Raw genomic sequence first — 22,277 nt, 5'->3', positions numbered from 1 at the left:
TTGCACGGCCGGCAGGCAAAGCGCACGATGAAATGACCGACTTCAGGCAGTGAGAGGGTGGACCATGACCGACGGACTTCCAGCGGGGATCGATCCGAGCGTGCCGCCCAGTGGCGCGGGATGCGTCGAATGCGATGCGAGCGGCGGTTGGTGGGTGCACCTGCGTCGTTGCGCGCAATGCGGTCACGTGGGGTGTTGCGACTCCTCACCGTCACAGCACGCGAGCAAGCATGCGGCCTCGACGAAGCATCCGTTCATGCAGAGCTACGAACCCGGCGAGGATTGGTTCTGGAGCTTCGAAACCAATGAGGCGTACGACGGACCTGAATTGGCGGCGCCCACTTCACATCCCGTAGCTCAGCCGACGCCGGGACCTAAGGGTCGTGTCCCAGCCGATTGGCAGCAACACATCCACTGACTCAGTTCGGTTGGTCGATCGACCACAAAGTCGAGACGTTCGACGCCTCCTGATTCAATGCGTTGTCGATGCAGGCTCGAAACTGAGCTTGCATCGACTTGACAGCTTCGACGTGGCTTTTAAGCACGTCGAGTAGGGCGTCCGGCCCACCCACAGCCTTCTGCTCGAATTTGGTCTGGAGCGCTTGTCCAGACACGAGCGTGCCGAAGGCGTCGATCGTCCCCAACTCGATCGCCTTGACAATCATCGCTTGCAGTTCCGCATGCAGCACGTCACACGCATCATGCAAACGGGCAGCGATTCCAGCGTCAAGGAAAAACACATCGCTAATTTCGCTCATCGAACCTCCTCGGTCGTCGATTCAATGCCAGTTTCAGTTCGGTAAGTGCGGACGAAGCACAACTGCTTGACGAGTCGCCAATTCGCATAGTTCTTCCTTGTGAGTCTCACCAAAGAGAGCATCAATCCGAACGAATATCGCACCCTGCTGAACGGGGATCGCGACCATGCACAGATTCCCGTCCACATCTCTGCGCTCGCGAAATGTTATTGCTCCCGCCCCGACAGCTGGCGCATCCCGAATATCTGTGTCGTTGGGATTTCGACGAACATCGTCGAGCGTGTGGAATGTCGACCACACTCCGAGCTGATACCAATCAGACATCCAGGTGCATATCTCAAATTCCCCCTGACGGACGCCGAGGATTCCGGTCTCTTCACTCGCGACGTCTGCGCCGAGACCTGAGATCACTTCGTCCGGAATTGCCGAACATGGGTCGAACAGCCCATCAGTTCCGTCTGGGCGAACTGCATGCCCCTCGATAGTCGAGGAACAACCCCCAACCAACAGCGCGGCCGCGACCAGGACCACTGCACCCCTCTTTCCCACAGCACTCCCCTCCTTCGCTGCCGGGATACTCCAGCGGCACTCCGCTAACTCAATTTGGCGGGTCGATCGACCTTAAAGTCGAGACGTTCGACGACTCCTGATCCAATGCGTTGTCGATGCAGGCTTGAAACTGAGCCTGCATCGCCTCCACGACCGCGATATGACTCGACAACACATCGACCAGCGCATCCGGGCCGCCGACCGCTTTCTCCTCGAACTTAACCTGCAGTGCCCGGGCGGATCCGAGAGTGCCGAAGCCTCCGACTTGACCGAGATAGTTCGCATCGTCCGACAGTGACCTGAACAGCGAAATTAGATCATCACACGCCTCCGCCAGATCCTCTGCGACCCTCTTCTCCAGATACAAACCGGACATCACATACTCCAATTCACTACGAGTCGAATCTCTTCCGAGCGTCATTCGGGAAGCAGCGGTAACACGGTCAGACCGACCCGCTCAACCAGTTCACACGGAGTTTCGGGGCGCTGGTCACCGACTTTCGCACCCACTCGAATCATTGCCGTGGACTGCGCAGTCGCGAAGGCGATATTGCATGCCGAATCAGCCTTGTCATTGCGTTCTTGGAACATCAGAACCTCTCGGCCGGCAACTTGAATTCGATGTAGATCGCGCATCACCGGATTTGCTTCGACGTCCGCCAGCGAGTGTGTTGTGGAGGTCAGACGGAGGAAGAACCAAGACCCTTCCCACTTACAGATATTGAACCCATCGATATGCGTGTCAACGATGTCAACCTCTTTTGTTGCCGGGTCAACTCCGACTTTCTCCAATTCCTCATTGCTGAGAACCTCACACGGATCAAACATCCCAATCACATCGACAGGGAAAGCCTCGCCCTCGACAGTCGAGGAACAACCCCCAACCAACAGCGCGGCCGCGACCAAGACCACTGCACCCCTCACTCCCACAGCACTCCCCCTCGTTCGCGGCCCGCTCACAGTATTGGACGCTCCCCAGCACCGATCGGTTCCACGACATTGCATTCCGTTGCAACCCTTCACCCACGCCGACAATCGGCCTAACGTCGATCTACCAGGGGATTCACAACGAAGTGAGGTGCGGATCAATGAAGGCAGCACGGTTCCACGGGCAGAAAGACATCCGGATCGAAGAGATCCCTGAGCCCGAATTGCGGCCAGGAACAGTCAAGCTGAAGGTCGCATGGTGCGGAATCTGCGGCACCGATCTCCACGAGTACCTCGAGGGACCGATCTTCATCTCCGCACCCGGACACCCGCATCCACTCTCACACGAGAATGCGCCGGTCACGATGGGCCACGAGTTCTCCGGCACCGTCGAAGAGGTCGGCGAAGGTGTGACGGACGTCGATGTCGGTGAAAATGTTGTCGTCGAGCCGTACTTCGTCTGCAACGAGTGCGCCCCGTGCAAGGCGGGCAACTACCACCTGTGTACGAAGATGGGGTTCATCGGCTTGGCCGGCGGCGGTGGCGGACTCAGCGAGAAGGTCGTCGTCGACCGTCGCTGGATCCACAAGATCGGCAACATCCCGCTCGACGAGGCAGCTCTCATCGAACCGTTGAGCGTCGCCCATCACGCAGTCGTACGCAGTGGAGCCGAAAGCGGCAACGTCGCCATCGTGGGCGGAGCCGGACCGATCGGACTCCTCGTTGCGGCAGTTCTCAAGGGTCTGGGTGTCACGACGATCGTCACCGAACTCAGCGAAGCCCGCAAGGCCAAGGCCCTCTCCAGTGGAGTCGCCGACTACGTCATCGATCCCACCACCGAAGACGTCAAAGCGCGCGTCCTCGAACTCAGCGGAGGCATCGGCGCAGACATCGGCTTCGAATGCGCAGGCGTCAACGCAGTACTCGACACCATGCTCGACACGGTCCGGCCTGCTGGAGTTGTTGTCAACGTGTCGATCTGGGGCAAGCCCGCGACCATCGACATGCAGAAGTTGGTCCTCAAGGAAATCGATCTACGCGGAACCATCGCGTACGTCCGTGACCATGAGGCGGTAATCAAGATGGTCCAGGACGGCGTTGTCGATCTGGCGCCTTTCATCACCGGTCGCATTCAGCTCGAAGAGTTGATCTCCGAAGGATTCACCACTCTGATCGAGCACAACGACACGGCGGTCAAGATTCTCGTCAGGTCGTGACCGGACGGGGCACCTCGGGACCCACCGCAGTCAGCGACCCAGGTGCCCGCCCCTTGCCCCATCCCAGCTTCTCTCGGTAGCGGCCGATGTGATCGTCCTCGATCACATCGGCCGTTTCCAGCGGTGTGGATTGCGGATGCACGTATAGCGCATCCGTCGGGCAATATGCCTCACACATGAAGCAGGTCTGGCAATCCGATTGGCGCGCAATCACCGGGACGCCCGACGGCGTCCGATCGAAAACATCTGTAGGACACACATCTACGCACTTGTCGCAGCCGATGCAGTCAGGCGCGGACACCAGCTCGATCATGACGCCACCAGTGCAGACCCGACAGATTCAGAAGTCCGGGTCCACACCGAATCCAAACCGCCGGTGAGGACGTGATGGTGCTGCGTCACATCGAGTTCGGGATAATCGTCCCGCTTGCTCATTCCCCGAGTCTCGGTCCGCGCCAACGTCGAGTGGTACATCCAGCGACCGACGGCCGTGATCGCGGCAGCCTGCCGCGCCGCCATCCGACCTGCTGGGTCCGCGCCCAGATCCGCACTCACTGCACCCCAGAGCGATTCGAGCTCACCAAGCGCTGCGGATACTCGATCACCGCTGCGGAGGTAGTTCTTGTCGAAGGGAATCAGCTGCGCCTGAGCAGCTTTCACCACATCGTCGGCAGCAAACCCGGTTCGTACCGGATTACGCAATCCGACGGTTCCGGCTCCGCGTAAACCACTGGTAGCCCCGCGTCCGACCGACAGCGCATAGCGCGCGGCGCCGGTGCCCGCCCACGAACCAGAGGACATCGCCCACGCGGCGTTGTGACTTCCCCCGCCGGTAAAACCTCCGCAGATTCGCTCTCGGGTCGCAGCGTCCCCGGCGGCAAACAGTCCTGGAACGGATGACGCGCAATCGTCGTCGACGACGTTGATTCCCCCAGTGCCGCGCACCGTGCCTTCAGCGAGCATGCCGACCTCGAATTTGTCGGTGAAGGGATCGATTCCGCGGCGATCGAATTGCAGGAAGAAGTTGGGTTGCCCCAGTCTCATTCGACGCTGCACCTCAGCGTCGGCTCGATCGATCTGCGCGAAGACCGGCTCGTTCCGCAACGTACTGGCGATGACGGACCTCCCCTTCGCCGAACCTGCACCTTCGAGCACTCTTCCGTCTGCGTGGAAGAACGTCGCGTACGCGTAGTAGGCAGTTTTGGTGATCGTCGATCCGGCCGCTGCGATTCCGTACGCGTTGGAGAACTCCATGCCGGAGAACTCGGCTCCGACTTCGGCTGCCATCAATGCACCGTCACCGGTATCGACATTGGTGCCCAACGCACCGGACAGAAACGCACAACCTCCGCTGGCGATCACTACCGCGCCTGCCGAGACGCGGTAGTCCTGGTGTTCGTGACGCTGGTATCCGGCGACTCCGCGAACTCGGCCCTCGCCGTCCACCAACAACTCGAGTGCCGGCGAATGGTCGAGGATCCGCACACCGGCTCGACGAATCCAGGTGCGCATCCGCCGCATGTACTCCGGCCCCTGCAAGCCGGTGCGTATCTGCTTGCCCGTGCTGGTGTCGACGGGGAAGGGATATCTGCCCTCCACCGCGAGGAGATCCATGTTGGAGTAGGTCTGCGCGAGCACGCGGTCCATCCAGTGGTGGTCGGCAAGATATCCGCCGAGCGCCTCGCGTCCGGCCTTTGCCCGCTCACGTGCAGTCGTATCCGGTTCGACGTACCAAACACCCGTTCCGGAGGGGGCCGTTGCGCCGCTCGTTCCGCAGTAGCCCTTGTCGACCAGGACGACGTCTGCACCGGCCTTGGCCGCGCGCAACGCTGCCCACGCGCCGGCGGGGCCACCACCGATCACCAATACATCGGTGGAGAGTTCGAGGACGTCCATCACTGGCCAGCTCCTGTCAGAGGTCTACGCAACACTGCTGTTGCCGCAATATTCCTCGAACGAACTACCCAGCGCCACAGTCAGAATCACTGTGAACTCAACCGGTCACCATCGCATCGACAGAGCGCTACGACGCTTCCCGCTCCTCATCGGTGCACAGCGCGGAATACTTGGCGAAGGCTTCCTGCAAGGTCAGCGATTGACGTCGCTCGGCGATGTCGCGGGGCTTTCCCTGCGCAACACATCGACGCGCATGCTCGATCACAGCTTCACGAATGACGCTCGAAATGTCCGCGCCCGTGAGCTCTTGGAGGGTCTCTAGGGCCCTCAGTTCCTCTACGTCGAATCTCACCGTTACCGATCGTCTAGCCACGCTCAGGATGTTACTTGCGGGTACACCAAAATTGGTGAGCTAAATATGCGTCGAGTCGAATATCTTTGGGCGCCAAAACCTTCGAATTCCGATCTACGTGGGTAAATCGTTTTCCACCCACGGCACTCATGTAACGCAACGCACACGGCGCTATCCAGCGTGCCGACGGACACTGTCGCTGTCTATGCTTGCGAAACACTGCCTTCGATCGGAGATACACCGCGTGAGCATCGACCACATCGTTTCCGCAGTCGACGGCGACGCTGCCGAGCGAATCAAGACAGCTCTGGCCCAGAGAGCCGCAACCTCGACGGACACGACCACGCTGGTGTTCGACGGCGTGAGCATCGAGATTCCTCCGTCGGTCGGCGACGCCGTCGTCCAACTCCTGACCTACCTCGCTGCCGGCGACAGCGTCGCCCTCGGGCCAGTTGCAGAACTCCTCACCACCTCGCAGGCAGCAGAGATCCTCGGCGTTTCGGACACGTATGTGCGCAAACTCGCCGACGCCGGGAAACTCCCGATCGAACTACGCGGCACCCACCGCAGGTTCCGCCTCGATGACGTGATGGCTTACCGCGAGCAGTTCCCCAAACGCGCCTAACTCTTCGCGTACATTCCTTCGATCTCCTTCGAGAACCGATCGACGACCACATTGCGCTTGATCTTGAGCGTCGCTGTCATCTCACCGTCTTCCTCGGTCAGATCGCGATCGAGAATGACGAACTTCTTGATCGACTCTGTATGCGAGACAGCAGCATTGGCGTCGTCGACAGCCTTCTGCAGCTCCGCTCGAAGGTCCTTGTCGTCACGTAGTTCGGCGACGGTGGCACCAGAAGGCTTGCCGTTCTCCGCCTTCCACTTCTCCAATACCTCGGGGTCGACGGTCAGCAACGCCGTGATGTAGGTCTTCCCGTCGCCGACGACGACTGCCTGCGAGACGATGGAATGCGAACGTATACGGTCTTCCATCGGGCCGGGCGAGACGTTCTTGCCACCCGCCGTCACCAGAAGATCCTTCTTGCGTCCGGTGATGGAAAGGTAACCGTCGCTGTCGAGTTCACCGAGATCCCCGGTGCGCATCCAGCCGTTGACGAACGTCTCTTCGGTGGCCTTGTCGTTCTTCCAGTAGCCCTTGAAGACAACCCCGCCGTTGAGTTCGATCTCGCCGTCCTCGGCGATGCGTACCCCGTTGCCGCCCATCGGCTGTCCGACGGTTCCGATCTTCTGAGCGCCCGGGACGTTGACGCAGTGCGCTGCTGTGGTTTCGGTGAGACCGTAACCCTCGTAGATCGGAACTCCGAGCCCACGGAAGAAGTGCCCCAGTTCAGGAGTGAGGGCGCCGCCGCCGGAGATCGCGAACCAGCATTCGCCCCCGAGAGCCTCACGAAGTTTCGAGTACACGAGTTTGTCTGCAACTGCGTGCTTCGCCTTCAAGATCAGCGAGGGACCGCCCTTGTCGAGGGCTTGGCTGTACTCCTTGGCGGTGGCTTCGGCGAAGGCGAAGATCGCGCCTGGGATCTTTCCACCGGACTCCGCCTTGCGTGCTGCGCCGTCACGGACTTTTTCGAATACACGCGGAACACCGAGGATGGTGTTGGGCTTGTACCGCTCGAATTGAGTTGTAATGGTGGAAAAGTCGGACCAGTGCGCCTGCGACGCACCAGCTTCGAACGTCGCGAGGGACACCGCGCGAGCCAGTACGTGAGCGAGCGGCAGGAAGGTCAGGACTCGGTTTCCCGGAACCGCCACCTTGCCGATCGATGCCGTGAGAATCCCGCGCACCTCGGACAGGAAGTTGCGATGCGTGAGGATGCATCCCTTGGGACGGCCTGTGGTGCCGGAGGTGTAGACGAGTGACGCCAGATCGTCGGCCTTGATGCCCGCGAGTCGCTTCTTCAGCTCGGTATCGTCAACGTCGGCGCCCTGTGCGGTCAGCTTTTCGACTGCTCCGTCGTCGATCTGCATGACGGCCTTGAGAGAGCTTGGCGCGTCCTGGAACAGCTGCTCGTGCGCGCCGGTTTCGACGATTGCGATGACGGCCTCGGAGTCTTCGAGGATCCAGCTGACCTGCCCCTGAGACGACGAGTCGTAGATCGGAACGGTAGCGGCGCCGGCAGCCCAGATGGCGAAGTCGAAGAGCGTCCACTCGTATCGGGTCGCGGAGAGGAGTGCGACGCGGTCGCCTGCCTGCACCCCGGCTGCAATGAGACCGTTTGCGACGCCGGTGACCTGCTCGGCGAACTCTTTGGCTGTGACGTCTACCCAACCCTCTCCCTTGGGGCGGGAGAACACCGTCAGTTCGGGCGTGCGCTCGGCGTGAGTGAAGACGGTGTGCACCACAGACTCATTGTCGGAGATGGTGAACTGGGCTTTGGCGCTGTACTCACTCACAGGGTGTCATCTCCGTTGGTCTGCGATTCGATGCTGATTCTGAAGCGGTGGAGTGCGCGGGCGAAGTCTGCGACCTCGGACTCGGTCCAATCGTGCAGCCTGCCGGCGACTTGGTCGAGCCGACGCGCGTCGGCGGCGTCGAGGTATTTGCGGCCAGCCTCCGTGAGGTGCAGCGGATTGCCCTGACGAACGGATCCCGGATCGGCATATACCCAGCCTGCCTCGATGCACCCGCGCACTTGGCGCGAGATGGTCGAGCGGTTGACGCCGAAGACTTCGGAGATCTCCGTGGCCTTGCATCCGTCATTGCGGCCGATGAAGGAGAGGAACGAATGCTGGGCGATCGACGGGTGGTCATCGGAATGCCGATCCCCCGTCATCAACTGCCGCGTCAGGTGCACCAGCTCGTCATGAACAGCTGGTGGACCGGTGAGCGCCATTGCTCCGTCGTGTTGCACTGGGCAACTATAACGCTGCCCCCAGTCCCGATTGCAATATGACCGCCGCCACCGACAAGAAGTCCGTCGGTGGCGGGGTGAAAAGTTAGACCAGATCCTCACCGTTGCGGCGAGCAGTTGCCCAATCCTTGAAGAATCCCTTGCTGATGACTCCCAGCACGACCAAGACCAACGCCGGCCAGATCAGAACATAAATGGTCAGTAGAGCTGTACTCATTCGTATTCCTTCCACTTGTCTCGACGGTTACTTTCCGGACGCTCCCACGGCAGGAAGCTCGTCATCGTCGAAGTCTCCCGTCCGCTGCTTGATCAGTTCGAAATCGAACGTCTCACGCTGATTGACGGACATCGCAAAACACACGACGGTACTGACGGCATAGGCCACCAAAGATCCGCTGAGCGTTGGGTAGTCGTGCAGGAAGCCGATCGCGAACGGCGCGGACAGCACGATCGTCAGGCCACCGACGATCTGCGCAATCTTCAGACCGAAGAATCCAAATGTCATGAGCCCCAGCACCACTCCGATACCGACAACGGCAACGATGTCGGAGAGTATCCCGAACATCCCATCCATCGGCACCCAACTGAATCGGACGGGCAAGAAGGCAGCAAGAGCCACCAGCACCGACACAGTGAAGGCTTTGTTGGTGACCTTGCCCCAGTAGAAGCTCGCAATAACCGGGAACACCAAAGCGCCCCACAGCGCGCCGACGAACACCAACAGATCCAAAATGCTCAATTGCAGACTTGCCAAGGAGATAGCCGCCGCCGTGGCAACAATCATCGTTACTCGGCCGATAAGCAGCATCCGTCGAGGGTTCGCATTAGCCTTGCCTGCGACGGCTTGGCCGTAAACGTCGGTCATCACGATGGACGAGAGCGCAGCAAGGTCCGAGTCCGCCGTCGATGACAGCGCGCCGATGATCATGACAAAGAAGACAGCCAGCAAAATTCCGGGCAGATACGACGCGGCCATCTGCGGAATCAGGTTGTTGACGTCACCATCCATCGGCTCGATTCCGAGGTACAGAGCGAGCACACCCAGCATTCCGACGCCGATGACCGTGGCGCCATATCCCACGGTTGCGGTGATGAAGGTGGGCTTGATCAGGTCTTCGCGGACCGCGAACAGACGTTGGGCAATGGTCTGGTTGCCGATTGCGTAGGCAAGAACTGCCGCGATGTACGGCGCCCCCTGTTCGAAGAAGGCAACGCTCGAGAAGAAGTTGCCCTGCTCAGCAGTAAGGTTGCTTGCCCCGGATTCGAAGGCTGCCGGGAACCCCGCCGCAAAGAAGATGAACGGCACCAAAACCGCTACCGCACCGAGCATTCCGATCAGCTGAACGAAGTCGGTCAACACCGAAGCACGGAAGCCCGACCACAGCGTGTACAGCAAAACGCCCAGCGCAACGATGAACACACCCTGGATGAAGTTGAACGGCGAAAGCAACGCGATCAGCAGACCACCAGCGAGGAAGTTCGACATCAAACTGATGAGACTGCCGACGATATTGGAGCCCGCGAGCATCAGCTGACTCGAGCGTCCGTGCCGCGCGTACATGACCTCAGCCAGGGTGTGGGCTTTCGGCGCTACTTTGCGAATTCGCTGGCCAAACGGATAAATGAAGAGAATCATCAACGCGCCCCATAAACCGTAGTGAATGGGGCCGGAGATTCCATAGGTGTAACCAGAAGTGGCAGATGCATACATCGACGACGCCCAAATCCAGGTGGCCGTCATACTCGCGGCCGAAACACCAAATCCTAATTTATTTCCGGCGGTCATAAAGCCGTCGGCATTTTCCTGTTTCTTACCAATACGAAGAGAAATCAGAAAAGTTCCACCATAAAAAGCAACAAGCAGTGAAACAATTACCAAGGTACTGAACTGGACCATGTCGGACCCCGTCACATGCCACATCCTTCGCACATAATCGGCAGAACAAGGCACAAAACCCCTGTTCAGGATCTTTGCGCTTCGTTTCTGCACGCCCTAGGAGCGACCGTCATACCAACACCGGTCACATATTCAATTGACTAGCAACACGCACTTCGTCTTTCCGGAAACCCAACCTCCACAAAATAAATCTTCTGCGCAAGCTTTTGGCTCGACCACGCAAGTCAACAACTGGAAATCGACCATAGCATGATGGCAATTTCGAACAAAAACTCCGATATTTTTCCACCGAAAATCTTCATGATTCCGCCGCAGAAAAATCGTGCGCTTCCAGCGCATATAACAACTCCGCATCGATTGAAATCGATGCTCGATTCGATCGCGTACCTACGTCGACAGGACCATCCTGGCAAACCGTCGGCCCCACTCGGGATCGGCGGAAACATGCTGGTCCAGCGGGTTGGAGACAATCGCCCCGATCATTCGCAGGTACACGAGAGTGTCTCGCACCATCCGCGTCCAATCGTCGTCCCCGAGTCGTGTTCCGTCTGTTGTCGACCAACCCAATGCCGTGAGGCCTTCGATCATCACTTCACTACGTTCGGACTCCGACAAGCCGGCAGCCAACGTAAGGAACAGAATTCGGCCGGCTTCCTGCGCCAACTCACCCTTTCCCAACGGCATGGCCGTCACGATGTGACGCCACAGCTCGCCTTCATATGCAAGCACTGACGCGCCGAGTCGAGTCAGAATCAAAGTGCCTCGGAGTTTCCGGACAAATCTCAGTGTCTTTGCGACTTCAACGAGTACTGCTAATTGCGAGTCACTTCCTGCCGTGACACCGATCCAGTCGCTGCCCCAATCGAGTTCGTCTCGGGCGGCCGCAACATGGTCCGAAGGAAGTGCCCCGGACGCCGTCAAAACAATCCCACCACCTCGCGCGGAGTTCAGCAGCCACAGCAGTTGGCGGGTTGCTCCCTCACGCATCACCTCGAAATAGTTGTCATATCCGCCACGAAGCTCCGATTTGGCAACTGCGGCAAACAATTTCGGCGCGGAATGAACCGACAGGCGGCGCAAGAACTTCTCGAACACCGAGCTTCCCACAGGTGGTGACTTATGCAGTGCCACTGCAATGGTGACTGCTGCATTGGACTCTGCGGGAACAAAACGTTCGGGATCGAACAGTCCGGTACTCGCCTGCACGTTCAGGAACTCGCGATACCCGATCGGACCGCCAGAATCCTCCGGCGGGCACGCTCTCTCGCCGTCGAGACAGGATGGCTCAGAAATCGGCTGGTCTTCGACAATCTGCTCGAGAACCAACGTGTGACTCCACCTTGCGCGGGCGTTGTACTCATAACGGACGTACTCCCCTGCCGCGGTAACTGCCTCGTCGATCCGGACTTCGTCCTCACCAAACTCGTCTTCCTGGTATCCGTCGCGCTCGATCACCTCTGGCGCGATATACCGATCTGGGCCATTGTCCGTTGAATGATGGACACTCACCCACTGATGAGCGTGTTGATCTCCCCACCCCATCACCGCCTGCACAATCGAATGAAGTTGGTCCAGTTCGATATTCGACGGAACCGAAAACCGTCTCCAAATAGGCGGCGTGATGCAATCGAGTTCGATCCGCATGACAAAGTTCGCCACCTCCGGCCGTCGACGCTGATTCCGCATCTGCCTCGGCGTAAGGACCTTCATCTGGCTTTGCGCCGCTTGATATGCAGGTACCAAACGCAGATGTGAAGCTCGCCGAACTCGCTGACCCGTCATCGATGGAGGCTAGATCTACCTACCGACAGCCGAGATACTCACTGCCACAAGGTTGCCCGATTTGTCGGGGCTCGCATGGCGTCGCTGGTCGGCTGTCAAGTCCTGATCAGCGCGGACCTGCGCAGGCATTGTTGATCATCCACTGCGCTGCCAATAGTGTGCGCCGATTACCGTAGACCTGACAGCTACCGCACGAAAACAGTGCCCAGCGCCTACTCGGACTGGCACAGAACATGAGGATCCATGAGCGACCAAGACACGACCGCCGACCAGCCCCTCCACATCAACGGCGCAATTGCCTTGGTGACGGACGAGCGCGACGAATTGGTTCGCCTGTGCGTTCAAACTCTCGCCGAACTACTGGGCAGTGAGCCTGCCACCGATGACGACGGCGACATTGTCGTGCCGGTTCACGGGTTTGTCGTCTACGTGACCGTCGCCGACGACGGACCCCAGATCAACGTCTGGTCCTCGGTCCTGACGGGCCTCGGCAATCCCTCGCACGCTGCGACTCGACTGATCGAACTCGCGCAGGAATGGCCGCGCCTGCGCTTCGCCTTCAGCGGCGACCACCTGCTGGTCTCCACGATGCTCGACGCCGATCCCTTCGCCCCGCAGCATCTGCTGAACTTGATCGACGAGGTTCACGACTTCACTCACGAACTCGACGACGATTTCGCTGAATCCTTCGGCGGAGCCCTCGACTGCGACGCGGATGACGACAGCTACGCCGGCGACTGCAATCCCGGCGGTTGCGGCGGAGACTGTGACTGCGCGTGCGGCGATGAAACAGACGCCGTCGACGGAGATCTCGGCATTACCCCAGTCAAATAGGCTGGCTCTCCGATCAGCTCCGCCAAGCACTCCATGGAGTCGTCACGATGCGACGTAGATCTGTGTGCGGTGCCAGTCCAGATAGACAACATCTGGACGCTCCGCCTTGTCCGGCAAGATCAATCGGTCTCTCAACGGCGGCTTTCCGAGTGCCGCGCGAAGGGGACCTTCGATCTCCATATCGCTCTCGACGCCGGGCGCATAGTGGAGGTTCAAGTCCTCATCGACGGTGATGAGCCCTGTATCGAAGGCAATGTCATGCGTCGGGCAAGCGGTGAAACCGTTGCGATGATCGAGTCGCTCTTTGTCAGTGCTGTCCCGCCAGGGCTTGATATGACTTGCAGTCAGTAGGCGCGGCCGGCGTCGGCCAGCGATGTTCGCGCTGAGGCCGCAGAACACGCAGCGGTGCTCGTGATTGCTGAGTACCCCAGCGGCGAACCGATGCTGGCCGATCCGAACTCTGGAGGTCAGCAACCGCTGAGTGGTAGCGATGGGGATATCGTCGCGTTCGCGAGACCACTTTTCGAGCGACTGCTCCAAGGATCTCTCGATCTCACTTTGGACTAACTCCTCCTGTCCCGCTAGCCACAGCGTTTCGCCGCTTTCCAATCCAAGGAAGTCTGGCAACGCACGTTCGTCAATTCCGTGGGAACGCGCCGACCGCAGGATTCGCAGATAGACGTCCTGCATCAACTCACTGTCCGAGAGCATCAACGAAGCGATCTCGACCTCATGACGCCCGCCATGACTACGCGTTCCGTCCAGGTTCGCCATCTTTGCGATAAAACTGGTGGGCCGACGCTTAAACAAACTCGAAAATTGCTCGACCGGCGTTCCCGCACGGTGTGCGGAAGAGCTGCCGAACCGGCGATGGTCGATCAACAAAGATGCACAGAGGGACAACACCACCTCGCTCGGAACAAACGGCACCTGCCGGGTTCCCTTCGGAACCTCCTGGCGAACGAGCACCGATTTCCATTGCGCTGCCAGCGCGGCGGGCGATGGATCAATAAACTCAGAAATCGCTGAAGGTGCCACTTTTGCGCCTTCCTGGTAGGTGTCCAACCCGCAAGTTCACACAGTAGCCGGCACCACGCGAAATCAGTCGAAGCCACCCGTGCAGAATCGCCATCCACCGATGAACGAGGCCGACGAACCTATGCGCCTTTCTGGGGGCGCCCACTACCAAAAAGGCGCACAGGGGCCGCAGGCCCCTACCGGAAGGCACTCCCCTTCGAGGTCAATGCCTTCACTCGCTCCACGGTCCAGACTGCAAGCACATCAACCTTGCGCTTGCGACCCGTCTCCTTGTGGGTGTCGATTTCCTGTTCCGCGATGATGTCCTTGATCCCGTCGGCATCGAGGGCCGAAAGACGCTCCAAGAGAGCCTCTTCCCCATCAAGCTTGAAGACCTCGAACGGGTCGAAAGCGCCCGGCTCCCGTTTCACCTTCGGGGCCGCAGCACGACGACGCGGCGCCGGCGCAGAAGCAGGTACCACGGCGGCGGATCCATCCGACGGAACTGCGAAAGCGCTCTCGATTGCCTTCGCGAAGCGCGGGGTGCGGGCAGCTTCCTCCGCGACTACCTGAACCAGCTTGGCCAGCAACACCGATGCTGAGGCGTTGGTCGCTCCCAACTTCAGGAGCGCGGCACCGGTCTCCTGCACCTGCACGCGACGACGCGCCTCATCGATACCCGCACTCATAGCTTCGCCTGCGCTTCCGTGAGAATGTTCTGCGTGATCGCACGCATCTGATCGAACTGACCTGCATTGCCGTACTTCACCTTCAAAGTGCTGTACGGGTGAAACTCCGCCGACGCGGCAATCTGATTCGACTCCGCTAGATACTCCGGCAATACGTGTGGGACGTTGGGATCGCGTCGAAGATTTCGCACAGTCGTACGGTGCACCGCCGAGTTGGACTTGTACTTGGTGATCACCAGACCAAGTTCGAAGAGTTCACGGCCGAGTTCCTTGCCGAACTTCGCGATGTGCGTCTGGATCTGCGGAATGCCGTACGTGGAGAGCACATCCGGGATCGTGGGAATCACGTAGCCGTCAGCCATGGCCAGTCCGTTGAGTGTGATCGGCCCGAGATTCGGCGGGCAATCGATCAGGACGTAGTCGTAGTACGGCATCACCGGTGCGACGGCATCCCTCAATAATTCAACCGGCTTGGTGGAGTTCCGATCAGCCACGCGAAGGGCACTGATCTCCTCCTGCAACTCGATCAAATCGAGAGATGAAGGAAGCAGATCCACACCCGTCACTCGCTTGACCGGAGAAACTCCGCGCTGAATCGACGCTTCGAGATCGAAGTTCGACGTGCCATCGACGGCGTCGCGGAAAATGGTTGCGCTGGTCAGCCCTTGCTTGTTGAGTTCGAGCCAGTGACCCTCACTGATCATCATCGTCGTCAGATTGATCTGCGCATCGAGGTCGATCAGCAGCACGCGCTGACCGAATTCGAGCGACATGAACTCGGCCAACCCCGCGGTGATCGTCGTCTTACCGACGCCGCCCTTGAGGTTGATCGTCGCAATCGTCTTAGCCATCAGAACCCATTCCTGTCTCCCACCACAACACACCTAGTTCGCATCGACGATCGCCCCTGTACCTGACTGCTTCACCCGAAAACCGATTCGCCCCAACGGCTCCGCCGCGTGCGGAAGCGCGTACGAGAACAACGTCGCAAAATCGCGCGAGTCCACGGGACCAGCCTGTGCCCGTTTCAACTGACGAGGAGCCGGATCGTTCGCCAATACCAGAATCAATGCACCGCGAGTCTTCCGATGAAGAGCACCCGCAAGCGGTCCACCGTTCTTCTTCGGGCTGCCCGCAATGTGCTCGATCGCATCGCGCTCACGAACTGCCGTACCGGTGAAACCTGTTCGGTACTCGCGTTCCTGACGCTTACGATTGACGATCGGAAGTTTCTCGTGCCAACCCTTGATCTCGATCGGCTCCCGGGACTTGGGGTACGGAAGCAGAACTGCAAAGTCTTCGAGCAATCCGGATTCGATTGCAGTCGAGAGCGCTTCGCGGTGGGGACCGAAATCCCACCCGTTCGCCCACTCGAACTGGTCGACGGCCTCCAACACCACATGGGCAGGGACAATGCCGTATCGCGCAGTGAACGATCGCGAAACATCATCCTTGTCAACGAAATTGAAGGACCCTGTTTCGCCCAACGACTTCAATAATGGTGCAACCGCGTCGAAGTGCCGAGCGTTGATCGAACCGTCGCCTCGCGGGGGCTGCATCGTGAAGCTGAAACTTTCACCACCCATGCCTCGATAAACCAGATCGGCGTTGAACATCTTGTTTCGAGCCGTTGGCCTGAGCCACGGCAGCTGCTGAAACACCATCGGCGGCACATCGCGTGGAGTGACCCACGGTTCGCCCTTCTCGTTCACTCCGCTGAACCGAGTGAGCTCATTCCGGAACTCCTGCTCGTCCCGAACGATCGCTTCGAACGCCTTGTACATGTCGTAGTCCGCGCCGGCGGGTCCGCCAACCGTGCGGCCGATGAACAGGCGCACCAAGTCTCGGTACCCGGGGCGGAATCCGAACCAGCGTCCCATCTGCATCAACGTGTCAGCTTGGCCTGTTCGACGCGTGTAATAAGTGATGGTCAGGCCCTCGACCGTGAATCCGCGACTCAGCTTCGTTCCGCCGACAAGGATCTTCCACACTCCCCGTTCTTGGAAATCGAGGGAATCCTGTTTGTAGTCCTTCTCGGCTGCCCCGTTGACCACGATGACGGGGCTGGTTCCCTCCGAGATCCTGTCGTAGGCGGCGCCGATGAACTCCTCCAAGTCGCCAAACGAGCTGGGATTAGCCAACTCGCTACCACGCGCAGCACTCACCACTGCAAAGTCCTCGGCCCAGAGCTTTTCCAGCCTCGAGAGACTCTTTGCCTGGCTGTACCCCGCCGACTTCCACAAGGCCTTGAAATCGTTGGCCACCACATCGTGCTCGGCCTGCTTCACCGATTCGTGCACCAACATCGTGTGGTGCCGATACTGCTTGGCGCCCTTCGATTCCCGGAAAAGCTTGATCGCCCCGGTCAGGACAAACGAGTCGAGGGCCCGCAGTTGCTCGGCAGAACGATCCGCGTCGCACTCGGCCCGCAGATCCCGTACGTACGCTTTCTGGTTCGAATTGGCCGGAGTCTTGTCGTCGTCTTCGAGATCGTCGAGATCGTGGAAGTCCGCACCACCCATGTACGGGCCGGGCCGCTCGAGACTGACGATGAAGTCCGAAGGAAAGACGTTGACGCTGTCCTCCGGATCGACAAACACATTGGCAAAAGGTGTTGCGGTGTAACCGATGTACTGGGCACGCTTGAGTAGACCGAGGATCTCGGCAATCTGACCGTTGATCGCCGTCCGCTCGATCTGCTCGGTTTTCATCTTCTTCGGATCGATCGTGTTCACCGATGCCTGATCGGCTTCGTCGTCGATGATCAGGGCAGGAATCTGATCGAGTTCGGTCGGCACTTTCTTCAGATCGGCCACCAGCTTCTTGAGGCTGGAGACGTTCTTCTTCACGACCGCGATGCGAATATTGCTGGGGTACAGATTCTTCGGATCATTGAGTGGAAGAGAGTGATCCACGGTTTCGAAGTGCAGTGCGCTCAAGCCCGCGAGCAGACTCTTGTAGTCAAAGGTCGAGGTGGTGAGCCGACGGATAGCCGGGATTTCATTCGTCTTGTTCGGATCGATTTCGTGTTCGAGAAAGTTCCCGTTTCGCCAGTCCTCGTCGTTGGCGTAGTCGTCGTCCACACCGGCACTGATGTTTTGACGACCGACCAATTCCATGTCGAGGCGTCGCTGAGTCTGGCTCCGGAGAATCTCGATAGTGCCGGTCAGAACGATGACCAAGCGGTACCCAGCGTCGATCGCCTTGGCCACTACGCCACTGAAATTCGCCGTCTTCCCGCTCTGGACGTAGCCGACCACCAAACCTTTGGACTGATACGGCTCGGGCCGCGTCGGATCCGCAAGCCGGTGCACGACCTCAGTGGTTGCAATGTCCAGCTTTCCGATTGTCGCCTCGTCCCAGTTCTTGTCGGCTAGAACTCGCTTGTAAGCGCGCCAATAGAAGTCGTGCTCGCGCCGGCGCTCGGAGGTGTACCAGGGCTCCCACGGCTGCTGAGCAGCAATGACAACCGGCCCACCTTCGCGAGGGAAGTGCGCATCCATCTCGGCGTGGGCGTCGACCGGCAATCCCAACAAGTCGTAGATCCGAGCTCGCCGTTCCGGGCTCTGCGGAACAGTCGAGCCCACCCACGTCTCAACACTTTCCGCATCCCACTGCCGTAGACGCGAGGTGAGCGCCGTTCGTACACCGACAGCACTGTCGTCGAGGAACACATCGATGATGTCCGCGATGGTCAGGCCGTCCGGATAGCTCGCTCGCAGGCGCGCGTTGACCGGGTAGAGCACGTTCTCGGGCGGAAACCCGTCACCGAGTTCACGTGCAACCGCACGGAATACCTCATCACTCACTGCACTACCTGCTCCCGGTGCGCTGCCACTGCGGAAATCAACACTTCCTGCCACGCCTGCATCTTTTCCCTCTGACGCGCGCCGATTCTCGTTCCTTCGAACATCTCACTCACCAACAGGAAGACGAGAGTCTTGAGCACCGGAGCATCAGCAGGGTCGAGACTGCGACGTCCGAGCAGATCACGCCGAAAACGCGCATTGATCCACAAAGTTCGAGTTTTGAGGTCGACTTCGAAGAACTGATCGCGCGCCAAGGCCCGCCAACCCACGGCAACCGGATCATCACCGACGCTGAATTCGAAGGCGTCGCTGAAGGAATCGAGCACGTCTTCCGGAAAGCCGGATGCCGGCTCGATGACGCTGATCGGCCGAGGTGCAGAACTTCGGGCTGCCCGCACGACGCGCTCAGCATCGGTCAGATACGAACGGAATCCACCGTTGCCATCCGTGAAGACGGCCCCGTCGACGGCAGCCGACGCAGTGGCGTCGAGCGTCACCCCCGATTTCTCGGGATTGATTGTGATGTGCTGCAGCAGAGAATCGTTCAGATCCACGGCGACTCGTGCCAAGCCGTAATCCGGTCGACCCCGCACTATCGCGTTCCATCCACCGATCTGCAGAAGACGATCGTGCCGATAGAAGTAGAGCCCCTGTTGGTCGCGGCCGGGGGCGCCGTGGATGCGAAATTCCGGTGCATTACTCCGCGCGGGCCACACGTGAGCTTCGGCGGTTACTGTGGCACCGGCGATCGACACGGTAAGTGTCCGAGGGTAGTTGAGGTCACCGGTGCGCGGATACCGGAACGGGTCGATGGCGCTGACCTTGCGCAGCGCGCCAGCGCGTCCCGCTTCGACGTCGAAGACATCGACAGTCAGAGCGATCCGGCCGGATTCGATGAGACGGTGAAATACGACGCCGAGGTGACTGCGCACGTCGTTGATGGTCTGTTCGAGCCAGCTGGTCTGCTCGTCCGCGTGCGCGGACATGAGAAATGTTGTGATGCCGCGCCATTCGACAACAGTTCCGGTGTCGAAGGGAAAGCGGGGCGTGACTGCGTCGAAGAATTCTTCGGCTTGCCGGTCCTCGATCACCGAAACTGACTGACGCCCCTGCACTGAGGCCGAGTCGATCTCGCGGCCCTGCGTCGGGTGCCCGGACTTTCGAGACCACACTCGGAGCAACCGAGCCTGACTCAACGACGCCGCTTTCATCCCTACACCGAAATGACCCAGGTCCCCGGCGGCATAGTCGCGTCGGCGGCCGTAGGTCATCGCGGAATCAATGGTGTCACTGTCCATGCCGGAGCCGTTGTCGATCACCATCATCGACACGATCCGTGTGCCGTCCTGAACGAACCTGATCAGCACGTGGGAGGCCGCGGCGTCGAGGCTGTTGTCGATCAGATCGGCGAGCGCTGTCGCGATGGTGTGGTGCAAGCCGATGGCGCCGGCGAGGGACTCGTCCGCAGCAAGGATCTTGGTGCACACTATGCGGGTGTCCGCGACGTCAGTCATGGGATGCATCCTTACCCTCTACCTCGTCGATTTCGGATGCTTCGCCGCGCCTCCATGCCGCCTCCAGGAAGTCCAAAACCACGTCTTCACCACGATCTTCGTACGCGCGCAGTATCTTTCGTGGACGGTCTTCGCCGTCCAGACACACGGCTTCGGCGAGAATCCGCACCACATGTCTCTCGGCAGTTCGCAATGGCTCGCGATTGCCAACCTCTGCGAGTGCCTGACGTAGTGGGTCGATGTCAGAGTGAACGATCGCCGGTCGGACCACGCGGAAGGTTCCGTCTTGCCACAGCTCGAGCAACACGTCTTCGCCCTCCACCGCGGACAGTTCACGCAGGAACCGGCGGATAGTGCCGAACGTCGGCTGCGCTCCGGTCCATCGAACTGCTTGAACGCCGAGGTGACTCTCCAACTCGATGTTCGTGCCGCGCGCACAGCCGGCAGCGACCGCGACACCGGCGGGTACAGCAAACCCGGAGCCCCGCAGATGATCAGAGGTCACGGTCAGTCGATACCGCCACGTACTACCTGACCGGTACAGGCGGCGAGTCAACTCTGGCGTCTTCGCAGTGTTGCGTGTCCGCTTGCGCCGGACTATCCCGTCACCACCAATGTTGAACTCACTGGCTTCTTCAGCCTCTCCCGAAGAAACCGATTCCTCCCCAACGGAATCCGCGCTTCCCCAGGCGTGCAGCCGCCACACTGCGCCGTCGAGCGCCACGCGATCGTCGGCCTCGAGCGCGCGCTCGATCGACCGGTCACTGCGATCGGACTTCAGCAACTCCACCAGCTCGACGACGGACTTCGGCGATCCGACGGCTTCGAGCGCGCCGACTGCCAGATCGGAGATCCGACGCGCACGCGTCAGCGCAGAATCCGCCACTACGACGACCCCGCACCAGGCAAGCCACTTCTCCAGTTCGCCGCGTGACATCGACACAACTTCGGCGACGTCGTCGAGTGCAACTACACCGTTGGGGGACTCAAAGTCTTCCAGCAAGGTCTGAGTGCGTTTCTTGGCCGCCGCGACGCCCGGAGCGGCTGCCCAACCGTCAGTCACCTCGAAGTAGTCGTCGAGACGGTCCAGAACCAACCACAGCGGAACTCCGTAACCAGGCACCTCCGCCGCGATGCTCGGATGCACGTCGAGGAGGCGATCAAGCGAAGCTACCGGCTGAATCTCGACGCGCAGGCTGGCAAGCAGGTTCCCCACGGCTGTCCCGAATCCGCACGCCGCGTTGAGTTTGGCTTTCACGTCGGCCTCGATCTGCCCGACCCGCCCTGAGCCCACTCCGAGCTTGGCTCCGATCGCTCCCCTACGCTGCGGCACTCGCGCTACGATCCGCTCACGCAACACCAACGACTCCCGCTCATCCAGCTGCGAGAAGAGATTGTCGATCTCGTCCATCGCGTCGGTACGGTCGGCGTCGGGCAAGTCGTTTGGCGTCAGAGCCGAAATCCGGGCAGCAACTTCCTGAATCGAGGCGGGAGATTCATCGTCGATCTCGACGGTGACGAGCGGTCTGCTGTCCTGGCCACGGACCCGTCGCCACATTGCGAGCTGAGCGAGATCGTCGAGCAGCGCCGTGATCGCGGGTGGGGCAACTGCTTCCTCGGCGGTCTCGACGCGGGCGAGCGGAGTCGTCATGACCGCACAGACCAACAGGTTGAGCACTATGTCGTGCACCGTCTGTTCGCTCGTTCCGCGCACGCCGAAGATCTCAGCGGTCGTGTGCGTCAGCAGTCCGCCGATTGCTTTGTCGGTGGTGAGCCGTGACAACGCCGTCACTGCGCGAGTGTCGAGACTCAACGCCTCCAGCGGGAGATCTTCACCAAGAAGCGGAAAGCTCTCTTGTAATACCGCTGCCGCGTGGTGAGCGATGTAGAGCGACGCCAGCTCGGAGAGAACCTTCTCGAGATCGACCTCGAGAACAGTGAACGACGGCGCTTCGCTGAACCACCAATCAGGCGACGGAGCCAGCGGCTCGAGCAGCGCAGCACGATCGGACACGTAGTCGTCCAACCAAGGAAATAGATCGACCCACGGCGTCTGACTCAGCTCGTTCGCGGGAAGCGAGTTCACACCCAACGTCAACGCACTACTCCCACTCACGGATACCTTCATTGCAGTCAAAACCGACCGCGGTGTCGGTAACAAGT

At 59.9% G+C, this 22,277-nt stretch carries 22 protein-coding genes; 4 read left to right on the top strand and 18 right to left on the bottom strand.

The genetic code is table 11. The features are described 5' to 3' along the window. Nucleotides 1-64 precede the first annotated feature (64 nt). Nucleotides 65-418, top strand: a complete 354-nt coding sequence (locus ACFWEM_RS29965) for a UBP-type zinc finger domain-containing protein (protein ID WP_378539385.1) — start codon at nucleotides 65-67, stop codon at nucleotides 416-418. 1 nt (nucleotide 419) lies between these two features. Here the strand turns inward: ACFWEM_RS29965 and ACFWEM_RS29960 are convergent, their stop codons facing one another. The 4 genes from ACFWEM_RS29960 to ACFWEM_RS29945 all read right to left on the bottom strand — a co-directional run bounded on the left by ACFWEM_RS29960 (nucleotide 420) and on the right by ACFWEM_RS29945 (nucleotide 2,219). Continuing rightward, on the bottom strand, nucleotides 420-758 hold the full coding sequence (locus tag ACFWEM_RS29960) for a hypothetical protein (protein WP_378539384.1): 339 nt from the start codon (nucleotides 756-758) through the stop codon (nucleotides 420-422). 33 nt (nucleotides 759-791) lie between these two features. Further along, nucleotides 792-1,289, bottom strand: coding sequence for a DUF3558 domain-containing protein (locus ACFWEM_RS29955; protein ID WP_378539455.1), 498 nt, complete (start codon nucleotides 1,287-1,289; stop codon nucleotides 792-794). A gap of 67 nt (nucleotides 1,290-1,356) precedes the next feature. Beyond that, nucleotides 1,357-1,683, bottom strand: coding sequence for a hypothetical protein (locus ACFWEM_RS29950; RefSeq protein ID WP_378539383.1), 327 nt, complete (start codon nucleotides 1,681-1,683; stop codon nucleotides 1,357-1,359). Nucleotides 1,684-1,724: 41 nt separating this feature from the next. After that, a complete protein-coding gene (locus tag ACFWEM_RS29945; RefSeq protein ID WP_378539382.1) occupies nucleotides 1,725-2,219 on the bottom strand; it encodes a DUF3558 domain-containing protein in 495 nt (164 codons plus the stop codon). Between the two features lie 176 nt (nucleotides 2,220-2,395). Here ACFWEM_RS29945 and ACFWEM_RS29940 point away from each other — a divergent pair, with 176 nt between their 5' ends. Continuing rightward, a complete protein-coding gene (locus ACFWEM_RS29940; protein ID WP_378539381.1) occupies nucleotides 2,396-3,451 on the top strand; it encodes a 2,3-butanediol dehydrogenase in 1,056 nt (351 codons plus the stop codon). Here ACFWEM_RS29940 and ACFWEM_RS29935 read toward each other — a convergent pair. From ACFWEM_RS29935 to ACFWEM_RS29925, 3 genes are all read right to left on the bottom strand, one after another. After that, nucleotides 3,441-3,764: a ferredoxin family protein gene (locus ACFWEM_RS29935; protein ID WP_315874114.1), complete on the bottom strand. Its 324-nt coding sequence runs from the start codon at nucleotides 3,762-3,764 to the stop codon at nucleotides 3,441-3,443. The genes ACFWEM_RS29940 and ACFWEM_RS29935 overlap by 11 nt on opposite strands. Beyond that, a complete protein-coding gene (locus ACFWEM_RS29930) occupies nucleotides 3,761-5,350 on the bottom strand; it encodes an FAD-dependent oxidoreductase (protein ID WP_378539380.1) in 1,590 nt (529 codons plus the stop codon). The genes ACFWEM_RS29935 and ACFWEM_RS29930 overlap by 4 nt, the downstream gene beginning before the upstream one ends. 124 nt (nucleotides 5,351-5,474) lie before the next feature. Beyond that, on the bottom strand, nucleotides 5,475-5,720 hold the full coding sequence (locus ACFWEM_RS29925; protein ID WP_378539379.1) for a hypothetical protein: 246 nt from the start codon (nucleotides 5,718-5,720) through the stop codon (nucleotides 5,475-5,477). Nucleotides 5,721-5,943: 223 nt separating this feature from the next. On the opposite strand from ACFWEM_RS29925, the gene ACFWEM_RS29920 reads away from it, so the two are divergent. Further along, nucleotides 5,944-6,324, top strand: coding sequence for a helix-turn-helix domain-containing protein (locus ACFWEM_RS29920; RefSeq protein WP_124569524.1), 381 nt, complete (start codon nucleotides 5,944-5,946; stop codon nucleotides 6,322-6,324). Here ACFWEM_RS29920 and ACFWEM_RS29915 read toward each other — a convergent pair. From ACFWEM_RS29915 to ACFWEM_RS29895, 5 genes are all read right to left on the bottom strand, one after another. Continuing rightward, nucleotides 6,321-8,114: an AMP-dependent synthetase/ligase gene (locus ACFWEM_RS29915; RefSeq protein ID WP_378539378.1), complete on the bottom strand. Its 1,794-nt coding sequence runs from the start codon at nucleotides 8,112-8,114 to the stop codon at nucleotides 6,321-6,323. The genes ACFWEM_RS29920 and ACFWEM_RS29915 overlap by 4 nt on opposite strands. After that, a complete protein-coding gene (locus ACFWEM_RS29910; protein WP_003941330.1) occupies nucleotides 8,111-8,572 on the bottom strand; it encodes a MarR family winged helix-turn-helix transcriptional regulator in 462 nt (153 codons plus the stop codon). The genes ACFWEM_RS29915 and ACFWEM_RS29910 overlap by 4 nt, the downstream gene beginning before the upstream one ends. A gap of 85 nt (nucleotides 8,573-8,657) precedes the next feature. Then, on the bottom strand, nucleotides 8,658-8,789 hold the full coding sequence (locus tag ACFWEM_RS29905) for a putative transporter small subunit (RefSeq protein WP_003941363.1): 132 nt from the start codon (nucleotides 8,787-8,789) through the stop codon (nucleotides 8,658-8,660). 27 nt (nucleotides 8,790-8,816) lie between these two features. Continuing rightward, on the bottom strand, nucleotides 8,817-10,469 hold the full coding sequence (locus ACFWEM_RS29900) for a sodium:solute symporter family protein (protein ID WP_378539454.1): 1,653 nt from the start codon (nucleotides 10,467-10,469) through the stop codon (nucleotides 8,817-8,819). A gap of 387 nt (nucleotides 10,470-10,856) precedes the next feature. Then, nucleotides 10,857-12,113, bottom strand: coding sequence for a plasmid pRiA4b ORF-3 family protein (locus tag ACFWEM_RS29895; RefSeq protein WP_378539453.1), 1,257 nt, complete (start codon nucleotides 12,111-12,113; stop codon nucleotides 10,857-10,859). Nucleotides 12,114-12,494: 381 nt separating this feature from the next. Between ACFWEM_RS29895 and ACFWEM_RS29890 the strand changes: the two genes are divergently transcribed. Next, nucleotides 12,495-13,085 carry a hypothetical protein gene (locus tag ACFWEM_RS29890; protein ID WP_378539377.1) on the top strand — a complete coding sequence of 197 codons (591 nt, stop codon included), beginning with the start codon at nucleotides 12,495-12,497 and terminating at the stop codon, nucleotides 13,083-13,085. 42 nt (nucleotides 13,086-13,127) lie between these two features. Here ACFWEM_RS29890 and ACFWEM_RS29885 read toward each other — a convergent pair whose 3' ends face one another. From ACFWEM_RS29885 to ACFWEM_RS29860, 6 genes are all read right to left on the bottom strand, one after another. Further along, on the bottom strand, nucleotides 13,128-14,150 hold the full coding sequence (locus ACFWEM_RS29885; protein ID WP_378449246.1) for an HNH endonuclease: 1,023 nt from the start codon (nucleotides 14,148-14,150) through the stop codon (nucleotides 13,128-13,130). A gap of 149 nt (nucleotides 14,151-14,299) precedes the next feature. Next, entirely contained in the window at nucleotides 14,300-14,791 is a 492-nt protein-coding gene (locus ACFWEM_RS29880; protein WP_378539376.1) for a hypothetical protein, read from the bottom strand. Further along, nucleotides 14,788-15,642 carry a ParA family protein gene (locus ACFWEM_RS29875; protein WP_378539375.1) on the bottom strand — a complete coding sequence of 285 codons (855 nt, stop codon included), beginning with the start codon at nucleotides 15,640-15,642 and terminating at the stop codon, nucleotides 14,788-14,790. Before ACFWEM_RS29875 ends, ACFWEM_RS29880 begins: the two co-directional genes overlap by 4 nt. A gap of 33 nt (nucleotides 15,643-15,675) precedes the next feature. Further along, nucleotides 15,676-18,600, bottom strand: a complete 2,925-nt coding sequence (locus ACFWEM_RS29870; protein WP_378539374.1) for a Z1 domain-containing protein — start codon at nucleotides 18,598-18,600, stop codon at nucleotides 15,676-15,678. Then, nucleotides 18,597-20,114, bottom strand: a complete 1,518-nt coding sequence (locus ACFWEM_RS29865) for an ATP-binding protein (RefSeq protein ID WP_378539373.1) — start codon at nucleotides 20,112-20,114, stop codon at nucleotides 18,597-18,599. Before ACFWEM_RS29865 ends, ACFWEM_RS29870 begins: the two co-directional genes overlap by 4 nt. Further along, nucleotides 20,107-22,230 (bottom strand): hypothetical protein, encoded by a 2,124-nt coding sequence (locus ACFWEM_RS29860; protein ID WP_378539372.1) that lies wholly within the window; start codon nucleotides 22,228-22,230, stop codon nucleotides 20,107-20,109. Before ACFWEM_RS29860 ends, ACFWEM_RS29865 begins: the two co-directional genes overlap by 8 nt. Nucleotides 22,231-22,277: the final 47 nt, after the last annotated feature.

Source organism: Rhodococcus sp. NPDC060176 (assembly GCF_042728675.1).
In the GTDB taxonomy this organism is placed as follows: domain Bacteria; phylum Actinomycetota; class Actinomycetes; order Mycobacteriales; family Mycobacteriaceae; genus Rhodococcus_F.
The sequence above is the reverse complement of the archived record's forward strand: the minus strand, read 5'-3'. Positions and strand labels throughout refer to the sequence as shown.

What these genes read in the sequence shown, in the direction of transcription:
- ACFWEM_RS29865 (WP_378539373.1), bottom strand. Translation starts at nt 20,114, where the DNA reads ATGACTGACGTCGCGGACACCCGCATAGTGTGCACCAAGATCCTTGCT.
- ACFWEM_RS29935 (WP_315874114.1), bottom strand. Translation starts at nt 3,764, where the DNA reads ATGATCGAGCTGGTGTCCGCGCCTGACTGCATCGGCTGCGACAAGTGC.
- ACFWEM_RS29905 (WP_003941363.1), bottom strand. Translation starts at nt 8,789, where the DNA reads ATGAGTACAGCTCTACTGACCATTTATGTTCTGATCTGGCCGGCGTTG.
- ACFWEM_RS29965 (WP_378539385.1), top strand. Translation starts at nt 65, where the DNA reads ATGACCGACGGACTTCCAGCGGGGATCGATCCGAGCGTGCCGCCCAGT.
- ACFWEM_RS29950 (WP_378539383.1), bottom strand. Translation starts at nt 1,683, where the DNA reads ATGTCCGGTTTGTATCTGGAGAAGAGGGTCGCAGAGGATCTGGCGGAG.
- ACFWEM_RS29900 (WP_378539454.1), bottom strand. Translation starts at nt 10,469, where the DNA reads ATGGTCCAGTTCAGTACCTTGGTAATTGTTTCACTGCTTGTTGCTTTT.
- ACFWEM_RS29940 (WP_378539381.1), top strand. Translation starts at nt 2,396, where the DNA reads ATGAAGGCAGCACGGTTCCACGGGCAGAAAGACATCCGGATCGAAGAG.
- ACFWEM_RS29895 (WP_378539453.1), bottom strand. Translation starts at nt 12,113, where the DNA reads ATGCGGATCGAACTCGATTGCATCACGCCGCCTATTTGGAGACGGTTT.
- ACFWEM_RS29880 (WP_378539376.1), bottom strand. Translation starts at nt 14,791, where the DNA reads ATGAGTGCGGGTATCGATGAGGCGCGTCGTCGCGTGCAGGTGCAGGAG.
- ACFWEM_RS29890 (WP_378539377.1), top strand. Translation starts at nt 12,495, where the DNA reads ATGAGCGACCAAGACACGACCGCCGACCAGCCCCTCCACATCAACGGC.
- ACFWEM_RS29960 (WP_378539384.1), bottom strand. Translation starts at nt 758, where the DNA reads ATGAGCGAAATTAGCGATGTGTTTTTCCTTGACGCTGGAATCGCTGCC.
- ACFWEM_RS29875 (WP_378539375.1), bottom strand. Translation starts at nt 15,642, where the DNA reads ATGGCTAAGACGATTGCGACGATCAACCTCAAGGGCGGCGTCGGTAAG.